Raw genomic sequence first — 18,201 nt, 5'->3', positions numbered from 1 at the left:
AAGATTTTGAAAGTTTAGGTTAAATCCTAAATGAAGAAACCATCTCATGACTTCATCATTTTTATATGCACAAAAAACACAAATGAAGACTGGGGTAAATTTACCTGATATAATCATTTACAGCATCATTTTAAAGAAAAGAGGATATCCTTTGGAAGGACCAATGAACAATACAGAAAAATTATGGACGAAATCTTATTTTCTAACATTTATTTATGCCATGACTACGCAGATTTCCAATAATATGTTAATGACTGGTCTCCCCTTATACGCCATCCATCTAGGAGGCGATAATTCGATTTCAGGTATGCTATTTGGTTTCTTTATGTTTGTGGCGATACTCTTTAGACCTTATTTTGGAAAACTAATAGATGAAAAGAGTCGTAGAATCGTGCTCATTATTGGTGCTGTAGTAACCGCCTTTGTTACTTTTTCATACGTTGTTGCTTTTTCGATTAGTCTTCTGCTGGTTATGAGAAGTTTACATGGAATAGGATTTAGTGCAACTACCAATGCCTCCGGAACCGTTATTTCGGATATTGTGCCAAAAAGGCGGTTGGCAGAAGGTGTTGGTTATTTTGGATTATCCAATACACTTGCTACAGCAGTTGGACCCGCTTTAAGTATCTATCTGATCCAACAGTTTAATTATCAAATTCTCTTCATTGTTGCAGGACTTATTGGCTTGATTTCCATTCTTTGTAGCCTGTTTATTACGTATGAAAAAGGAAATTCAAACCTTGAATTCAAATCATTAAAAAGGAAAAGAAAAATCTCTGAACTGCTTTATGAAAAAACAGCTCTACCAACGGCTTTAGTAACTACTTTTATTTATGTTGGGATGGGTGTAGCATTAACCTTTATTCCAACCTTCGCTCTTTCTTTAGGAATCAAAGACATCGGTCTATATTATACGGTTTATTCATTTGCCCTATTGTTTACGAGAATTGTCGGAGGGAAATTGGCGGATAAATATGGAAGCTCATTGGTCATAATTCCTGGATTAGTTATTATGTCAACATCTTTTGTGGTCTTAGCCTACGCAAATTCGCTTGGAGATTTCATCATTTCAGGCATCCTTTATGGATTAGGATTAGGTTTTGTAGAACCAGCATTAAATGCTGTAATGATAAAACTTTGTCCCCCTGATCGAAGAGGAGCAGGTAACTCGACGTTTTTTACTGCCAAAGATCTAGGTGGCGGTGTTGGTGCCATTTGCTTAGGATTTATTTCTCTACAAGCAGGATTTAAAGCTGTCTTTTTATATAGTGCCTTAAGCATTATCGTTGCGTTTTTTGCGTATGTATTCATCCTAAGAAGACAAATGAAAAGAGAAGAAAGCTCAAAATTGCAGGCCAATATAAGTATAGAAATATAGATTTTATGAAGTGCCGGGTACCTAGTTTTTTGAGGAACCGGCACTTTATATTTTTTCAAAGATGAAGAATATTAAGGGCTATACTTCACTGGCTTAGCCCAGATTAAATGAACAGCATTGAACATGTGGTGCTCTGATTTAACAATGGATAACGGAGATTCTTGCACAAGTTTTAGAATATCACGATTCATATGGCATCCAACTTTTTTTAGGTGAAAAGAGTTTGTTTTATTTTGGAGCCAAGCAATGAATGAGTTTGTGCTGATCCCATGCTCATAGAGAAGAAGCTTCCCATCCTCCTTACACCATGAAGCCATTCGCTTAAGTACCTTTTCGGGGTGAGGGTATGAGCAAAGAGACAGTGTGGAGATAACAGTATCATAGTTTTTTTCTGGCAGAACGATTCCTTCAACATTTCCAAGATGAAAATCAACTACACGGCCTTGTTCCTTTGCCACGATTTTAGCCCGGTCAATCATCAAAGGACTAAAATCGACCGCAGTAATTCTAGATGTTTTTGGATAAAATTGAAAGTTCATTCCCGCTCCAACAGATAAATCCAAGATATCTCCTGTAGTGGACTGTAGCAGCGTCCTCCTTAGTCGAAAGTCGATATTTTTTTGTTTGGCTCTTTTATAATACTTACCCGCTTGCTTATTAAAGATCTCTACTTGACGTTCAATGTTCATTGTAAACACCGCCGTTTCAGATACTTAGGAATTCCTTTACAATTATTGTAAAGTACGTTGAATGGTTAAAGCAATGCCAAAAGAAAAAAGAGCCCAAATGAGCTCTTCAAATCTATTATTCCACAACTCCAAGATATTCTTCTAATGTAAGTCCGTGTTCTGTCATATACTTGGCATGTTCAACACCAACATAGCGAATATGCCATGGCTCGTACATATAACCCGTGATATCCTCTTTACCTAGTTGAAAGCGGACAATAAACCCAAATTCAGCTGCGTGCTCGGCAACCCATTTACCTTCGACTGTTTCTCCAAATTCTTGAACAAGCTGGTTGCCAACACTATCACTTGTCACATCCATCGCAAGACCGGTTTGGTGTTCACTTTGCCCAGGTTTGGCACTAAATGTACTCGCTTCTTCTTCCCCATTTGCACGTACATAAGAGTTATAAAGAGATGTTTGTGTACCATATGAACGGTAGCCAGATTGTGCATGTAGCGTAATTCCGTCGTTACTTGCTTGAGAGAATAATTGTTCCAATGCATCTGCCGCTTCTTTTACCATCTGTTTACGCTCAGAAACGGACGTAGAAAATGCTACATTTGGAACGGTAAGATTTTGTGGTACATACGTTTCATTCAAGACGCCTACTTTTTTATTGACTAACAATAGAAATGGATCATTTTGATCAATCACAGGCTTCGCATCCTCAGGAGCAACTTCGGTCTGTTCACCTGCTGTTTGAGTTTCCGGCGCCTCTACTTTTTCGGCCCCGTCGCTTTCTTTACTTAAAGCAATTTTTCCAATGACTACTTCCTTAATCGAAGTATAGCTATCTTGTAAAATATCAGAAAAAGCTTCCCTCGTAAAAAATAGAGAGGACGCCACTAATACAAGCACCAACCCGATGATAACCTTCTTCAATATTATTCCTCTTCCCTAAATCGATTCTGTTTTCTCTATCTACCATTCTACTATATTTTACATAAATCGACACAGGGAATTAGTTGTAAGTTTTTAGCATGAGGAAAGTACTAAGGGACTAGGGATGTCACGGAGGTGTCCAAGGGGACGGTTCTGTTGGTTCCTACCGAAGGGGGACCACTAGAACCGTCCCTATGGTCCCTTTCGATATTGGCTTGGGGTCATACCGTTTTGTTTTTTAAAGGAGTTGCTGAAGTATGCGAGGTCGGAGTATCCTAGTCTTTTTGCAATTTCTGATACTCTTAGAGAGGTATGTTCTAGTAAGCGCTCCGCCTCCTGCAAGCGAACATTTACAATATAATCGTTAAAATTTTTTCCGGTTTCCTTCTTAAACAGCTTGCAAAAATAACTCGTGCTTAAGTGTGCCATTTCGGCAGCTTCCGCTAAAGAAACATCCTTTGCTAATGAATGATCGATATATAAAAGGACTCGCTCTATCGGCGACAGCTCATTCATATCTTTTAAATTCTGGTCTTCACGTTCTAATTTAGCATTCTTCGTTTCTTTTTCCTGCAACCATTTCGTTAATGCTTCCTTCATCCCTTCTTGCTCAACAGGCTTTAATAAATAATCGATCGCTCCAAGTCTAATAGCTTGCTGGGTATAGGCGAAATCGTCATGCCCGCTAATAATCATGATATCTAAATTCATCGCCCGCCGGCGGACTTCTTTTATAAGCGTAATTCCATCCATTGAAGGCATCCGAATGTCAGTTAACACAAGATCAACCTTGTTCCCAGTGAGCCAATCATAGGCCTCAAGCCCGTTCGTAGATTCATGTACAACTTCAAAAGGCAGACCTGTTTTTTCAACGGTCTTCCGTATGCCCGTCCGAATCCATCTTTCATCTTCAACCAACAAGATTTGATGCATAATGTTCCCCCTTTTAACAAACTAAAGTGGTAATTTAATGCCAATTGTGGTTCCTGATGTTTGACTACTAGTAATAAAAATGCCGAATTCATTGCCAAATAAATGCTTTATCCGTTTATGGACATTCATGATCCCAATGTGATTTACGGTATCTTTTGTAAGTTTACTATTTAATAGATTTCTTATTTTTTCTAGTTGTTCCTCATCGATACCAGGCCCCGAGTCTGATATCTTTAACACAAAGACGTCCGAATCAAGAATTTCAGCACGTATTGTAATATGGGTAGTTCCGTTCTGCGGCTCTAATCCATGGACAATGCAATTCTCCAAGAGAGGTTGAAGTGTAAATTTAGCAATCTTTTTCTCTAGCAGCTCATCCGGAATATCAAAATGATAGGTGAGCTTCTCCTCAAAACGGTATTTTTGAATCTTTAAATACTTTTCACCGATTAGCAATTCTTGTTTGATTGACACGGTTGCTGCTTCTTCTTTAATATTGTACCGTAACAGCTGTGCAAGGGATTCCACCATAATCGAGATATCATCCATATCCCTTTCTAGTGCCATTCCTCTAATTGTGTCCAGTGAATTGTATAAAAAGTGCGGATTAATTTGTGACTGAAGCATCTTTAATTCGGTTTCTTTCTGTCTAAGATTCATTTCTACTTCTTTTAATTTAGACATGTAAACCTCATCCATTAACTTGTCCAATTTCTCTACCATGTGATTAAAACCATGTGTCAGCATCCCAATCTCATCTTTCGACATAACTGGTACTTTTCCAGTGAAATCGCCTACTTCCACTTTTCTGATGAAGCGATGCAGTCGCTTTAGAGGATTAATTAAACTCGTAGCAAGTCCCAAACTCATCAAATAAGCAATGATGATAAAGACAATTGATGTGAAGTAGAGGGTATTTCTGATGGAATTTGCGCCTTGCATTAATTCCGAATAAGGTATATATGTAACGAATTGCCAATTAAGAACCTCACTTTTACTCCATGTCAAAAAGAAATTTTCCTTTTTATTCAAAAAATAGTGTTCAGAAGCATCTATATTTTTCTCAGCAGGACTTGCCATCTCCCCAATTTTTTTACTGTTTGGATGGTACACATATCGCCCACTATCATCTAAAATATAGAGATAACCAGAGTGACCGGGCCTTACCCGATTCACAATATCATGCATTCTTCGATAATTTACATCTAAAATCAACATACCAAATGGTTGTAAGTCTCGTGGGTTTACTAGACGCTTTGCGATGGTGATGACCGGTTCTTCTGTCTTTGTTAAAGTCCCGTATTTGCTTGTGGTGTCGGGGATACGTCGAACCAAGATTCGAGTTTGCCCTTTATTAGGAACGAGATTATACCAATATTCGCTCTGCAATTCCAGTAATGACTGCTTTTGTTCTGTAGCTGCTAAATCGATGATTTGTATTTGATCGAGGATGATTGTATAGTTCACGATGTCTGCTCTAGAATAGGCAGCATTCTGCAAAACTTTTTCTACTGCAGAAACTGTATCGTCATTCAGGTGTTGAAAGGTTTCTGCTTTTAATAGACGGACGGTGTCAGGGTGATTGATAATCTTTAATGCTTCTATCTCAAAATCCCGTAAATAGCCTTCCACATAGAATTGAATCTGCTCATTGATTTGACGATTATAATCACGAGCTTCTTCTTGAAGCATTTCTGAAAATCTTGTATAAGCGATGAACGTAAAGATGATCATAGGGAATACAATCAAGATTCCAGAAAATACTGATAATTTTACAGTTAGTGATTTATCTTTCAGAAAGACTGTTCCATTAAGTCGATCTGTTATTCTCCTCCATACTGATTTCAAGTAACCAGCCCCATTTTAGATTAACTGAAGGAAAAGAAGAGGCCCATTATGAGTCTCTTCTCATTCTTGACTTAATCGTACCATAAATTCTTACTTTCGGGCACTATCAATTGCGTCAAGCACTTCCTTAAAATCATCACGGTAGTTATCAATAACTGGTTTAACTTTTTCCTGCCATGGAGTTAAATCTTCAACCTCAACAACAGTAGCTCCATCTTTTTTAACTGCTTCCAATGCTTCTTTTTCATATTTATCCCATTCTGCTCTTTGGAATTCGACAGAATCCAGTGCAGCCTGTTTGATTAGCTCTTGATCCTCAGCAGATAATTCATCCCAAACCTTTTTCGATATTAATAGCACTTCAGGAACACGTTGATGTCCATCAAGAATATAGTTTGGTGCTACTTCATAGTGTTTTGCTGAGAAATAGCTTGGGTGGTTATTTTCAGCTGCATCAATAACGCCTGTTTGTAAACCACTGTACACTTCTCCATATGGCATCGGAGTTGCATTTGCCCCAAGCGCATCAATGATTTCCATGTTAATTTTATTCTGTTGAACGCGGATCTTTAATCCATCAATGTCTTCTATACTATTAAGTGGCTTTGAAGAATAGAAATTCCTAGAGCCAGAGCTATAATAGGCTAGACCCATAAATTTTGATTCCGCTAAGCTCTCAAGCATCGTTGCGCCCATTTCACCATTTAAGAAATTCCAAGTGTGTTCATCATTATCAAAAATATAAGGAAGACTGAACACGCCGAAATCCTTATTAAATTCGGCTAGAGGACCACTACTAACCCTTGTGAATTCGATTGCCCCCAATTGTACCTGCTCGATAACCGACTTTTCTTCCCCAAGCTGTGACGAAGGAAAGACATCAATTTTAATACGGCCATTACTCCGTTCTTCCACTAATTCTGCAAATTTAATATCCCCTTTAGTCGTTGGGTAATCAATTGGATGCGTTTCCGCTAGTCTAAATTGATAGGTTTTACCTTCTGCAGGCTTTTCCCCTTCCTCTTCTTTCGAATTGGTATCCGTCTTGTTTGACCCACCCCCTGAACATGCTGCAAGAATCAACATCGAAGCGAATAACAATGTTAAAAATCCAAAAATCCCTTTTTTCTTCATAAATCGTAAAACCCCCTCGTTTTAATGGTTTTGTAGAATTGATCTCACTCTGAACATCTATCGAACGCATAAAAGATGAAATGCGATTCTACCAATAAAAAATAAATCAAATTAAGCAACCATATAGTAAAAATCTCTCGGGTGGGTATAAGTAAAATCATGACATTTAGCAAGGAACGGCAATCGATTCAAGCCTTCTTATAAATTTGTAAGCGATTCCATTTGATAAAAAAAGAGGAATACCTGTAATCCCTAAATCTACGATTCCAGGTATGTTTTTAAATTTCAACCAACTTAGGTAATTGTTCTACTTCCACACTAGCCATCATGAAAGTACCCAGCCCTTTGAAATCATTTGTAGCAATTGGTTCGCTAATATAATACTCAAATGACCCATCACGATGATTCGTTAATCCGAGTCCAGCTGTTTTACAGGTTTGGTGAAGATTGATTTTTCCATCGTCAACGACCTCGATAAACTGATCAAGAATCCCTTGATATCCACGTTTTAACGCAGGAAGAAAGCTGTCAGGTAGATAACCCTTTCGAATCCCTTTAGCCAATGCATATATGTACATATTCGAAGAAGAAGATTCTAAATAGTTACCAGCCCGGTTTCCTTGGTCAACAACTTGGTACCAAACACCACTTTCTTCATCCTGATGCCCTACAATTGAGGAAAGCAGTCCATTTAGGATTTCAATTAATCGATCTCTTTCCGGATCATCTTCAGGAAGATAATCTAATACATCTACAATCCCCACACAATACCAGCCTTGGGCACGTCCCCAAAAACTTGGTGAATGTCCTTTTTCCGGATCCGCCCAGATTTGTTCTTTTTTCTCATCCCAGCCATGATAGAAAAGTCCGGTGTTTGCATCACGCGAATGCTTTTCAAGCAAAGTAATTTGGTTAATGATATCTTTAAAAATTTCCGGTTCATTAAAGGTTTTCGCATACTGTGCGTAGAAGGGTGATGCCATGTAAATGCCATCTAAGAAACTTTGATACGGAAATATTTTTTTATGCCATAAAAGCCCTTCACTCGTTCGTGGATGTGTTTTAAATTGATTGCGTAAAATCGCTGCCGCTTTTCGATACCGTTCATCCTGTGTCTCGTCATATAATGTAAACAAAAGCCTTCCTGTATTTATATGATCCACACTGTAATCTTCAAGCTCATATCCATCAATTTCTCCGTTTTCAGCAATTCGTGACTTAATGTTTGATTCTAGATAATTGAAATACTTCTGATCCTTTGTTTTATACCAAATATCTTCAATCCCCTTAAAAACCACACCATATTCATGGTCCCATTTATCCGACAAATCAGGATATGCTTGGATAAAGGAATCAGCCATTTTAACAGACCATGCTTTATTTTCAGTCATTATGTATGCTCCTCCTTCAAAAGTAGTAAAACCTCTCGTCTTAATAATACATACAATTCAGATTATTTAAAATATGAGTAATTTGACATAAGTTTGTGATTTTTTGTCCTCCTATTGAAAATTTAAAAAAAGACACAGCCACAACCGCATCTCCCTAACGTAATAGTTTCCAATGCTATCACACTGTTTTCATCAAAGGAATACGATAAGGCAAAAAGGAATGGTGACGTATGCCTATTTCATTTCCAGTGAGTATAAGGACACAAACCTACCAATTCGGCCCCAAGAAAACAGTCTATTATCCTCAGGTTGAAAAGATACGAAATCAACAACTCCAACACTTAATCAACCAATCAATTATCCACCAAACGCAAGGATTGATTTCACTACAGGTCGGAAATATGCCCACTACAGTAAATGAAATGCTCGGGTATTATGAAATCAAAAACAACCAGCGTCAGGTACTAAGTCTGACCCAATCTAATTACACCTATCATGACAAAGCTGCCCATGGCATGACTTTTATCCGATCTCTAACCTTCGACCTAAGGCGAGGAAGACGTTGTGACCTTAAAGACCTGTTCAAGCCAGGTAGTGATTATGTAAAAAGATTATCCGAACTCATTCACACCCAGATTAAGGAACGTAAGATTGAGTTAATCTTCGAATTTACAACGATAAGTCCAAACCAGGCTTTTTATATCGCTGACAAAACACTTGTCATCTATTTTCAACTCTATGATTTAACACCATATGTATTCGGCTTTCCGATGTTTCCTATCTCAGTATATGAGATTCAAGATATTATTGATGAAGATGGACCGCTTGGAAGAATGGCAACGAATGATTGAGGTAGAGCACCATGCCCCTTCTCTTGACACGATTCTAATTTTTATCCTATCATTAGCAAATAATAATCAATATTTTACATAGAGTTAAAATGGACAGGGGGGTTACTTCGTGACAGATACGAAAAGGAATCGTAAGGTTGATGGCTTCATCAAAAAAGCCAAACAGTGGAAAGAAGAATTTGAAAAGCTAAGAGAAATCATTCTTGAGTTTGAACTGACAGAGGATATTAAGTGGATGCATCCATGTTACATGTATGAGGGTAAAAATGTCGTACTCATGCATGGCTTTAAAGAATACTGTGCGCTTCTGTTCCATAAAGGTGCCTTGTTAAAGGACCCCCATGGAATCCTAATTCAACAAACGGAGAATGTACAAGCAACTAGACAAATCCGATTCAAAAATGTTCAAGAAATAATGGACCAAGAGCCCTTTATAAAAGAGTATATTCTCGAAGCAATCGAGGTAGAAAAAGCAGGATTGAAAGTGGAGTTAAAAAAGACTGCAGATTACGAAATTCCAGAAGAACTACAAGCAAAATTTGAAGAAATCCCTGCCCTAAAAACGGCGTTTGAAGGGTTAACACCAGGGCGTCAGAACGCATACCTTTATTATTTTTCAGGTGCCAAACAATCTAAAACCCGGGTGTCAAGGATTGAAAAATACACGCAACAAATTCTTGATGGAAAGGGTTTAAATGACTAGTCTATTCGATAGTGAAGCTGCCCTTTCTAGTGCAACTTAATCGAGTCAAAATAAGCCATTAAACTTGGTGAGCCCATCATGATAGGGATATTAACGCAGGACGAAATCTTAAAAATGAAGCATTAAGACTTCTAACCATATGGACTTCGAGGATAGCCTAATCAATTAGAAGCCGATAGGCTTCCGTACATAGGAATCTCCCACTATCAAACAACCCGTAAGAGTGTTAAGTGGAGAAATAGTTCAATAATAAATATATTCAGGGCAACACGTTCGTAAGCCATAAAAATATGACACGTTACATTTGCATAGATATCTATGAGTTGTTCGGCCAGATGCTCTGGATTTATGCATATTAATCCCACGATAAATCCAGGGGGCCCAGCAATGCCCCCCTACTCCCAATTCATCCCAGTCCGCCTGATTGTATAGTCAAAAGTCACTTTAATATCCATGTCTTTGTAAATGTCAGACCAATTTTCATCGGTTTTTACTTCTTCGTCCCAATACGTTCCGAATTTGGCTCTGACTCTAGCGCCAAGACCAAGGACATCTGACTGGTGCTCCTGAAGCTGCTTGATTAATTCACTGCTGACTTCATCCATTTTTTTATTGGCTGCTTTTTCAATTTGACTCATTTTGTCGCTACTTAAGGTTACGTCAATGGCTTCCTCAAGAATGGCATCTATTTCTACATGAATTGTTGCTCTTGGTATTCCGTTTTTTACATCGACTTTTATTTTAGAGTTCCGTTCTTGAGTTTGAATCATGTAAACACTCTTATCATCTAACGAAATACTTAAAGGGTAACCGCCGGAGGCTTTCTCTTTCATATCCATAAAGGCACCTATTTCAATCGGGGATGTTAGACCAACCATTTTTTCACCTCGAAAATAAGCGATTCCATCAACCATAATTCGATCATTGTTAATGACTTTTACCCCCGGCAGTACGGGGTCAATCCCTTTATCTAAAACATCTATCCAAAAGTTCCCAAGATATTCCCTTGGTAGCTTTCCAAAACGTACCGCATTATCTAATGTATCTGCTAAATAAAGTGCTGGTACTGTTTCAAGTGGTGGCGCTGTTCTCAAAACTTTTGCCGCATCTTTTTTATTAATAGCCATCCAGGCTGTTCTCCGGATCTCGTGATCACGCTTTAAAAAATCACTTATATCCTTAATACCCTTCTTCGCAACTTCATCGGACACCACAATAATCTGTAGATGCCCAAGATATAACTTTTCAGCAAGCTGTTGCTGGAGATTGGACATCGCATCCTTTATCGTATGACCATATGTGTCTAATAACCACACTGTTTTCTCAGATCCTTGCCCTCCACCGCCTTCAGGGCCAAGCTTGATTTTTCCAGGTAATGCGATTTGAGCAGTAACTTTATATAAGATATCATTTTTCCCTTCTGGAAAATCTCCATCACGATGGGTTACCTCTGCACTATCGTTCCCCTCAGCAAGATCAATTGCAAGTGCCAGTATATTTGCACGTTCCTCCAGTTCGTACCTGTCCCAGCATCCTGTTAAAAAAAGAATAAATACAAGAAGGAGCATAAAAACTCGTATCATTTTCATACTGAAACTCCTCCTTTTTTACGCAGCTTTGCAATTCCTAAAAGGATTACAGGATATACAATCGTTAACAGAAGGCCATACATTGTTACTAGCAATATATAATCATACATATGATAAATATTTTGTGGAAAAATGGCGATACAAAAAACAACCGGAAAACCTGCTACTGCGATTACCCGGTAATTGTAGTATCGAAAAAGTTCCCCTATTCCGCGAACAATAATAAAATAATAGGATAGAAGTGTCGTAAAAACACCATATATCCAGGAAATAACCAAAATAGCATCCACCCTTGCTAAAATTTCACCAGGAACAGTAATCATTTTACCTAGAACTAATGTTGGCCAAATCATTTGAAGAATATCCTCATCTCCAAATACACCGACCGTCATGAACACAATAAAAATGACAATAAAGCCGGCTATCAAAAGTCCCAAGACTCCACCTTTCAGACATTTTTCTGGTTGTTTCATATAAGGGATGACCATTGATATAACGAAAAAGCTTAACATCGACTGTGTAACCACAAGACTTCCTTTTAAAAATTCTCTCCAAGTTGGGTCGTTTCCTAAAATTGGAGTAATGTGATACACCTCAATGTCTCCAAAGGCTGGAAGTAAGACGAGTGCAAATGGAAAAATAATCAATGGCATATAGAAAAAATGGATAAAGGCAAAGGTTGAAACATTTTGAAACCCAGTTGTTGCACATAAGAAAATCATCATAAAGATGGCAATTTGAATGGGTGTAGTTGGTAGAAGTGCGCCTGTTACTACTTCAGCAAATTGTCGTGTTTCAAGGCCCATGTTTATGGTAAAAAATAGAATGATCATTATACTAAAAATACGACCAATAAATTTTCCTAAGATGATTTCGTTGTATGTAATGACGGTATGCTTTGGAAATCTTTTTCCCAAATATACAATTGCTAAAAGACCGATGAACGTAATTCCAACTCCAATTATGCTTGCAAATGGAGCACCTATCCCCGCTCCCTTGACAACAAACCTCGGAAAAGCGAGCATGGCAACACCAAGGATAGAACTGATTACAATGAATGCCAATTGTACCCCTGTAATTTTATCTCGTTGCTTATCTATTAGAATCACCATCCTCTTGAACATTCAATGACGACTTTGGAATCCTTTCTTCTTTAGGGTCCATCCTTTTTACATCCTGTGGCTTTAACTCTGCTGGCCGATTCTTTAACCATCGAAGTGGAGCGCGAATGAATGAATCTTTCATGCCCGTAAAATTTCCAGGGGCAACAGGTGCCATATACGGAAGACCAAAGGATCGCAATGATAGCATATGATTGAGGATTACCATAACCCCAAACGCTAATCCAAGTAATCCAAAGGTTCCAGCAAGAATGATTAAGGGGAAACGCAGCATCCGAAAAGCGGTTGCTGCATTATACGAAGGTGTTGCAAACGACCCAATCGTTGATAGTGCGATAATGACAACTGTTATTGGACTAACGAATCCAGCTAATACTGCCGCTTGTCCGATAACAAGTACCCCAACAATCGAGAGCGCCCCACCTACCTGCTGAGGCATTCGGACGGTTGCTTCACGTAATATTTCCATCGCCACCTCCAGCACTAAAACCTCAATAAACACCGGAAAGGGGACCCCAGCACGACCGCTTGAAGCAGCAACAACAAATTTCGCTGGAATCATCTCTGGATGATAGGAAAGAACTGTTACATAAAAGGACGAAAACGTTAGTGAAAAGATGAGAGACATAAAACGAATCAAGCGAACAGCACTCGTGATTAGGAACCTCTCATTATAATCCTCACTCGTTTGATAAAACTGATTAAAAATGGCAGGTACAACCAATACAAACGGTGAACCATCTACTAATAGTACGATTCTACCTTCTAGTAAATTACCTACTGCTTTGTCTGGCCGTTCCGTATTTTGAACCTGTGGAAACGGGGACCGTGGGTTATCCTCAATAAATTGCTCAATATATCCAGCATCCAGTATCCGGTCGATATCAATTCGATCTAAACGCTTTTTCACCTCATTCAATAACTCTTGGTTTACAACACCCTCAATATAACAAATTCCCACTATCGTTTTTGTACGCCTACCAACTTCCACGTGCTCTATTCTAAACTCAGGAACAGGTAAACGATAACGTAATAGAGATACATTCGTCATGATTTGTTCGATAAACCCGTCTCGAGGACCTCTAACCACTCTCTCAGTTTCAGGTTGTGCGAGACTTCGCTTCTCAGGCTTGAATGCATCAAGAAGGAGAGCTTGCTCTGAACCCTCTATTAAAACGATACATTGCCCTCTCAATAAACCCGTTAATAAAGTAGATAGCCTTGACTCAGATCTTCCTGAGCAATGATACAGCACATCTTCCAGTAGGCTGGACGTGAGACAGTTTGTGGTGATTTTGGATTGAATGTAGGACTCACCGGGTCTTTTCTCTTGAAGAGGCTTAATAATATCTCTATCAATTTTTTCTTGATCAACTAAGCTATTCATATAAAGGACGACAGCTAAGGCCTCACCAAATAAATGAAACCTTCTAGTTGAAAAATCGATATCCTTTTCGAAAATCTGTTTAACCTCTTCTACCGTTTGTTCTACGTTACCGCTTATACTTTCTTGCTTTGACTCTAAGACTTGACTCTCAGGTAAGGAGACTTCTTGTTGGTGTTTTTCTTTCTTTTTAAAAAATGACGGCATCCTTCTCCCTCCTTCAATTTGCTATTTTGTTTCAAGCATTTTTATCCATGCATAAATTGGGAGAAATAGTACTTTTTTAGGACTTTAGTATTATGTAATTGTATAAAGGAAATATTAATTTAAACTATTGGATTAAAACGAGGCGTCTTTAGAATAGGTTACATCTACATCTAACCCAGAGCATGATATGGAGTGATATTTTTGAGGAAAGATAAAAGTAGAACGAATATACATGTTTTCCTTCTATTCATTGTACTTTCTGTATTACTTTGGTCAGGAATAAAACCTGACACATATAGAGATTGGGCTTTAGAAGTATTTCCGGCAGTTTTTGGTCTTGTTATTCTAATATGGACATACAATAAATTCCGTTTTACAACATTAGCCTATGTAATCATAGCAATTCTTTGCATTCTTACGTTTGTTGGAGGTCATTACACATATGCTAAAGTTCCTCTTTTTAATTGGATTAAAGAGGAATTCCATCTAAACCGGAATCACTATGATCGGTTTGGACATTTTCTAAAAGGGCTACTTGCAATTGTAATTAGAGAAATCATAATAAGGAAAACCGAGTTAAAAAAAGGGTTCTGGGTAGTTACTTTTGTTTTAAGTGCTACTTTAGCGATTGCAGCCCTATATGAAATTATAGAGTGGCTAGTTTCTAAAATCGCACATGGAGGAAAGGCTGCGAAAGACTTCTTAGGTACTCAAGGTGATATATGGGATACTCAATGGGATATGTCTTTGTGCTTTTTAGGTTCAATTCTTGCATTACTTATTTTCAGCAAATATCATGATCGTTTGTTGAATAAATTGTAAAAACATGATCGCTACATATGAGACCATACTATCAAAAGAAGAAGGAATAACCGTGACAGATACAAAAAACACGCAAAAGAACCAGAAAAACAAAAGCTCCTCAAAATCCGTATCAAGAAGAAGTAAGTATGGAAATGCTTGCTAAACGCGCTCTCACTGAAACTATACGTGAGGGTGGTGCGTTTGCACGAAAGAACGATGAGGGTTTAAAGAATAGGCTTGAATAACAAACGAACTCACCATGATTGGTGAGTTTTCCTGTTTTTTCTCTCTTTCTGCTTCCAAGAAGTGTAACACCCATGGCTACTAGTTCGGGGCGAAACTACCGTTCTAATGCTTATAACCAACACAATGAACTTAAAAGACAGCAACGTGAAGCTCAAAAACTCCAGGAGATTGAATAACAATCAATTTCAGGTAGAACTCATTGAAAATAAGCTTGAAATGATTGAATCGATTCATAAGGAATGTGACACACCTGTCGATTGGGAAGAACTAAAACAAGCTCCTCCCCCCTTTCTACCTGGACATCCAGGAACGAATCAGGCTGCTGCTAGAAAGGCGGCAAACGTCTATAAGCCTGTTTTTTTGAATAATTATTTAAGCAAGATGTGAAAAAAAAGGCAAAGTTACAGGCTGCAATTGATACTGGAAAGAAAAAGGACCAAGACGAATATGAGGAATGAGACAATTTAGTACAAGTTGCTTTAAAGATTTTAGAAGGTAATCCTGATACCTATTTCCAAGTTTTAGAGGAAATTGCTCCCCTCGATGACTTAGTCGAATTTGGTAGTGGGTTTGAATTTTTCATTGAGGATCCTTCCTTTCTTAAGGTTGAATTTGACGACCATTCTACTTCTGTCGTTCCTGATTAAGTGTTATCCTTAACGAAAACAGGTAAGCTTTCAAGGAAGGCAATGCCAAAAACAAAAAAGCTAGACATAGAGCAAGACTATGTGTGTAGTTGTGTTCTTCGGATAGCTGGTGATCTATTTCGATGTTTATATTCACGCAAACGATGAACAGCTAAATACCGTTACTGGGCATACTGAAAAGTTAACTATATTATCAACCAAAATTGATTGGGAAACATTTATGAGTTTAAATCTTCAATCAATCGATTGTTCCGATTCTCTATGCAATTTTGAGCATCACCTAAAGTTTTTAAAGACAAAGGGCTTTCAACTTGTTGAAAAGATAGTATAAAGAACTGAACTTATATTGCTTTTAAGACTTAATTTTTCCCTAATGACTCACATAATAAAAGTACAGAGTTCTGCATCTTTCATTGCAGTACTCTGTAATAGGATATCTTAATAACTTGGGGTCTACTCCTATTCATAACCTCCATTGTAGCTTTATGTGTTGTTTTAATCCTTAATATGTTTATGTTGAAAGATTTTGAGGGGACTGTCCTCGAAAGTCACTTTTCAATGACTTTTGGATAGCCCTTTCTTACCCCTGGTAATCTAATTCCGCCCCAGAAATCCGCATGACACAAATCCAACAATTTTATGACATTAATCCTCAAATGACTTGTTTTCTTTCTTTGGCTGCTTTCAATTAAATCAATCTCAATATTAGACTAATTTTACTGCAAAGTACATCTTGCTATATTCAATTTCTACACTGTCAAAACCGCATTCAACACTTGTATAATAAGCAAACCATGTCTTCTATACCTAATGTAAATTAGGGAGTAATAAACTATTCAAATTCTAATTTCTTTGAAAAAATAACACGAAATTAGCAAAAAATTAATCCTCTTACCTCAAAATCAATTACCAGTGAATATTACCTTCTAGTGCTTGTCTAATATTCTATTTTTGGCAAGATTAATATAATCCATGTTCTGGTCAATCCCTATGAATTTTCTGCCAAGCTTTTTCGCTACCACTCCAGTAGTTCCACTACCACAAAATGGGTCAAGTACAATGTGATTTTTTTTAGTAGATGAGAGTAAAATTCTATCGAGGAGTTTAAGAGGTTTCTGTGTGGGGTGGTAACCATATTTTTTCTCTGAATAACCAACTGAATCTATAAGCCAAACATCTGTCATTTGTTTACCTTTATTAAGTTTGAGCATTTCTTCATAATTGAATGTATGTTGACTACTTGGATTTTGTTTTGCCCATATTATTATCTCTGATGAATGCGTAAACATTCTTTTACTGATATTTTTTGGGGGGTTTGTTTTTACCCAAACAACATTGTTTAGGATCTTATACTTTAGATAAGTTAAGGCTTTTCCCACCGAAAAAATATTATGATAAGTTCCAGTTATCCATATTGTCCCGTTTCCCTTTAATATTCTCTTACACTCAGTCAGCCAACTTAAGTTAAACTCATCAATTTCTTTTTGGCTTTTAGCTTTATCCCAGTCACCTTTGTTAACACATGCAATTCTACCAGATTTAAATGTTATCCCCCCATTAGATAAGAAATAAGGTGGGTCAGCAAAGATTAAATCAATTGAATTAGATTCAATAAGTTTCAAAGCTTTTAAACAATCTTCTTGAATTAATATTATGTCCTTGGACATATGAATAATGCTTTCACAATTACTTATTACATTCATTTTTTTCCGCCTCCATTATACAAAATTAAACAATAAATTAACGGAGGTAAGAGGATTATATTTAATTATTCCACATGGAGTTAGATTTCCCTTTAATTTTGTGGTATATATTATTAAAATAAAAAATCCCTAACAAAAGGGATTTTAGATTAAGTAAAGGACTTATTTCCAAATTTTAAGATATTGCTCTATTGCCTTGCCTACTATATTAGACTTACTCACACTATTCATTTCTGCGTACATTTCAAGCTCTTCTAATAAATCCCTCTCGAGAAATAAGGATACTTTCTGTGTTCCATTAGTAGTTTGTGCTTTTTCAACTTCCCATTCTTTTATAATTTTCTTTAATATTTGAATTTCTTGGATGGAGAACGAGCTATTATTCATGTCATTAGAATCGCTTAAAGTTTTAACCTCATGACTGCACTCGCTTTGTTCTTCTACAATATCTTTACCCATAAATAAGGGTTTAAATTTTAATAATTGATTTTCTAAGTCTTCTACTCTTAATCCATAAGAGCTTGCAACTTCTTCTAATGATGTTTTATTTTCACCGATTTCCATTGCAATTTCCTTCAGTAATTCTTCTCTTTCAACTCCGATCCAGCTTTTAAAAAAGCCATCATATTTATTATGGTACCTATAGAT

The 18,201-nt window shown here is 37.3% G+C and carries 16 protein-coding genes; 5 read left to right on the top strand and 11 right to left on the bottom strand.

Features of this window, described 5'->3' with window-relative positions; genetic code table 11:
- Window positions 1-151 precede the first annotated feature (151 nt).
- Window positions 152-1,378 (top strand): MFS transporter, encoded by a 1,227-nt coding sequence (locus V7112_RS22430; RefSeq protein ID WP_335423946.1) that lies wholly within the window; start codon window positions 152-154, stop codon window positions 1,376-1,378.
- Between the two features lie 71 nt (window positions 1,379-1,449).
- Here the strand turns inward: V7112_RS22430 and V7112_RS22425 are convergent, their stop codons facing one another.
- The 6 genes from V7112_RS22425 to V7112_RS22400 form a co-directional block, all read right to left on the bottom strand.
- Entirely contained in the window at window positions 1,450-2,067 is a 618-nt protein-coding gene (locus V7112_RS22425) for a class I SAM-dependent methyltransferase (RefSeq protein WP_335423943.1), read from the bottom strand.
- 115 nt (window positions 2,068-2,182) lie between these two features.
- Window positions 2,183-2,992, bottom strand: coding sequence for a M15 family metallopeptidase (locus V7112_RS22420; RefSeq protein WP_335423941.1), 810 nt, complete (start codon window positions 2,990-2,992; stop codon window positions 2,183-2,185).
- 192 nt (window positions 2,993-3,184) lie between these two features.
- Window positions 3,185-3,925 (bottom strand): response regulator transcription factor, encoded by a 741-nt coding sequence (locus V7112_RS22415; protein WP_335423939.1) that lies wholly within the window; start codon window positions 3,923-3,925, stop codon window positions 3,185-3,187.
- Window positions 3,926-3,946: 21 nt separating this feature from the next.
- Window positions 3,947-5,773, bottom strand: a complete 1,827-nt coding sequence (locus V7112_RS22410) for a cache domain-containing sensor histidine kinase (RefSeq protein WP_335423937.1) — start codon at window positions 5,771-5,773, stop codon at window positions 3,947-3,949.
- A 90-nt stretch (window positions 5,774-5,863) separates the two neighbouring features.
- Window positions 5,864-6,907 (bottom strand): TRAP transporter substrate-binding protein, encoded by a 1,044-nt coding sequence (gene dctP / locus V7112_RS22405; RefSeq protein WP_335423935.1) that lies wholly within the window; start codon window positions 6,905-6,907, stop codon window positions 5,864-5,866.
- 278 nt (window positions 6,908-7,185) lie between these two features.
- Window positions 7,186-8,298, bottom strand: coding sequence for a glycoside hydrolase family 88/105 protein (locus V7112_RS22400; RefSeq protein WP_335423932.1), 1,113 nt, complete (start codon window positions 8,296-8,298; stop codon window positions 7,186-7,188).
- Window positions 8,299-8,528: 230 nt separating this feature from the next.
- Between V7112_RS22400 and V7112_RS22395 the strand changes: the two genes are divergently transcribed.
- Together V7112_RS22395 and V7112_RS22390 are read left to right on the top strand one after the other, a co-directional pair.
- On the top strand, window positions 8,529-9,149 hold the full coding sequence (locus V7112_RS22395; protein ID WP_335423930.1) for a DUF3298 and DUF4163 domain-containing protein: 621 nt from the start codon (window positions 8,529-8,531) through the stop codon (window positions 9,147-9,149).
- Window positions 9,150-9,258: 109 nt separating this feature from the next.
- Entirely contained in the window at window positions 9,259-9,852 is a 594-nt protein-coding gene (locus tag V7112_RS22390) for a YdeI/OmpD-associated family protein (RefSeq protein ID WP_335423929.1), read from the top strand.
- A 395-nt stretch (window positions 9,853-10,247) separates the two neighbouring features.
- Here the strand turns inward: V7112_RS22390 and V7112_RS22385 are convergent, their stop codons facing one another.
- From V7112_RS22385 to V7112_RS22375, 3 genes are read right to left on the bottom strand one after another with little or no spacing between them, the layout of a single operon-like run.
- Window positions 10,248-11,441: a Ger(x)C family spore germination protein gene (locus tag V7112_RS22385; RefSeq protein WP_335423927.1), complete on the bottom strand. Its 1,194-nt coding sequence runs from the start codon at window positions 11,439-11,441 to the stop codon at window positions 10,248-10,250.
- The gene (locus tag V7112_RS22380; RefSeq protein WP_335423925.1) at window positions 11,438-12,553 is read right to left on the bottom strand and encodes a GerAB/ArcD/ProY family transporter; all 1,116 of its coding nucleotides are present in this window, start codon (window positions 12,551-12,553) and stop codon (window positions 11,438-11,440) included. The genes V7112_RS22385 and V7112_RS22380 overlap by 4 nt, the downstream gene beginning before the upstream one ends.
- Window positions 12,534-14,153 carry a spore germination protein gene (locus V7112_RS22375; RefSeq protein WP_335423924.1) on the bottom strand — a complete coding sequence of 540 codons (1,620 nt, stop codon included), beginning with the start codon at window positions 14,151-14,153 and terminating at the stop codon, window positions 12,534-12,536. The genes V7112_RS22380 and V7112_RS22375 overlap by 20 nt, the downstream gene beginning before the upstream one ends.
- 201 nt (window positions 14,154-14,354) lie before the next feature.
- On the opposite strand from V7112_RS22375, the gene V7112_RS22370 reads away from it, so the two are divergent.
- Both V7112_RS22370 and V7112_RS22365 read left to right on the top strand, forming a co-directional pair.
- Entirely contained in the window at window positions 14,355-14,975 is a 621-nt protein-coding gene (locus V7112_RS22370; RefSeq protein WP_335423922.1) for a DUF2238 domain-containing protein, read from the top strand.
- 396 nt (window positions 14,976-15,371) lie between these two features.
- Window positions 15,372-15,590, top strand: coding sequence for a hypothetical protein (locus tag V7112_RS22365; RefSeq protein WP_335423920.1), 219 nt, complete (start codon window positions 15,372-15,374; stop codon window positions 15,588-15,590).
- A 1,186-nt stretch (window positions 15,591-16,776) separates the two neighbouring features.
- Here the strand turns inward: V7112_RS22365 and V7112_RS22360 are convergent.
- A complete protein-coding gene (locus V7112_RS22360; protein ID WP_335423918.1) occupies window positions 16,777-17,553 on the bottom strand; it encodes a DNA-methyltransferase in 777 nt (258 codons plus the stop codon).
- Between the two features lie 162 nt (window positions 17,554-17,715).
- The coding region (locus V7112_RS22355; protein ID WP_335423916.1) for a hypothetical protein at window positions 17,716-18,201 on the bottom strand (486 nt) is incomplete at its 5' end.

Origin of the sequence: Bacillus sp. JJ1566 (assembly GCF_036962685.1) — a bacterium.
In the GTDB taxonomy this organism is placed as follows: Bacteria; Bacillota; Bacilli; order Bacillales; family Bacillaceae_L; genus Ferdinandcohnia.
Note: the sequence above shows the minus strand (reverse complement) of the source record. Positions and strands in the feature narration are given on the sequence as shown.

Excerpts from the sequence above, each read along its gene's own strand:
- V7112_RS22380 (WP_335423925.1), bottom strand. The coding sequence starts at position 12,553 with ATGGTGATTCTAATAGATAAGCAACGAGATAAAATTACAGGGGTACAA.
- dctP (WP_335423935.1), bottom strand. The coding sequence starts at position 6,907 with ATGAAGAAAAAAGGGATTTTTGGATTTTTAACATTGTTATTCGCTTCG.
- V7112_RS22395 (WP_335423930.1), top strand. The coding sequence starts at position 8,529 with ATGCCTATTTCATTTCCAGTGAGTATAAGGACACAAACCTACCAATTC.
- V7112_RS22415 (WP_335423939.1), bottom strand. The coding sequence starts at position 3,925 with ATGCATCAAATCTTGTTGGTTGAAGATGAAAGATGGATTCGGACGGGC.
- V7112_RS22375 (WP_335423924.1), bottom strand. The coding sequence starts at position 14,153 with ATGCCGTCATTTTTTAAAAAGAAAGAAAAACACCAACAAGAAGTCTCC.
- V7112_RS22360 (WP_335423918.1), bottom strand. The coding sequence starts at position 17,553 with ATGAATGTAATAAGTAATTGTGAAAGCATTATTCATATGTCCAAGGAC.
- V7112_RS22385 (WP_335423927.1), bottom strand. The coding sequence starts at position 11,441 with ATGAAAATGATACGAGTTTTTATGCTCCTTCTTGTATTTATTCTTTTT.
- V7112_RS22425 (WP_335423943.1), bottom strand. The coding sequence starts at position 2,067 with ATGAACATTGAACGTCAAGTAGAGATCTTTAATAAGCAAGCGGGTAAG.
- V7112_RS22400 (WP_335423932.1), bottom strand. The coding sequence starts at position 8,298 with ATGACTGAAAATAAAGCATGGTCTGTTAAAATGGCTGATTCCTTTATC.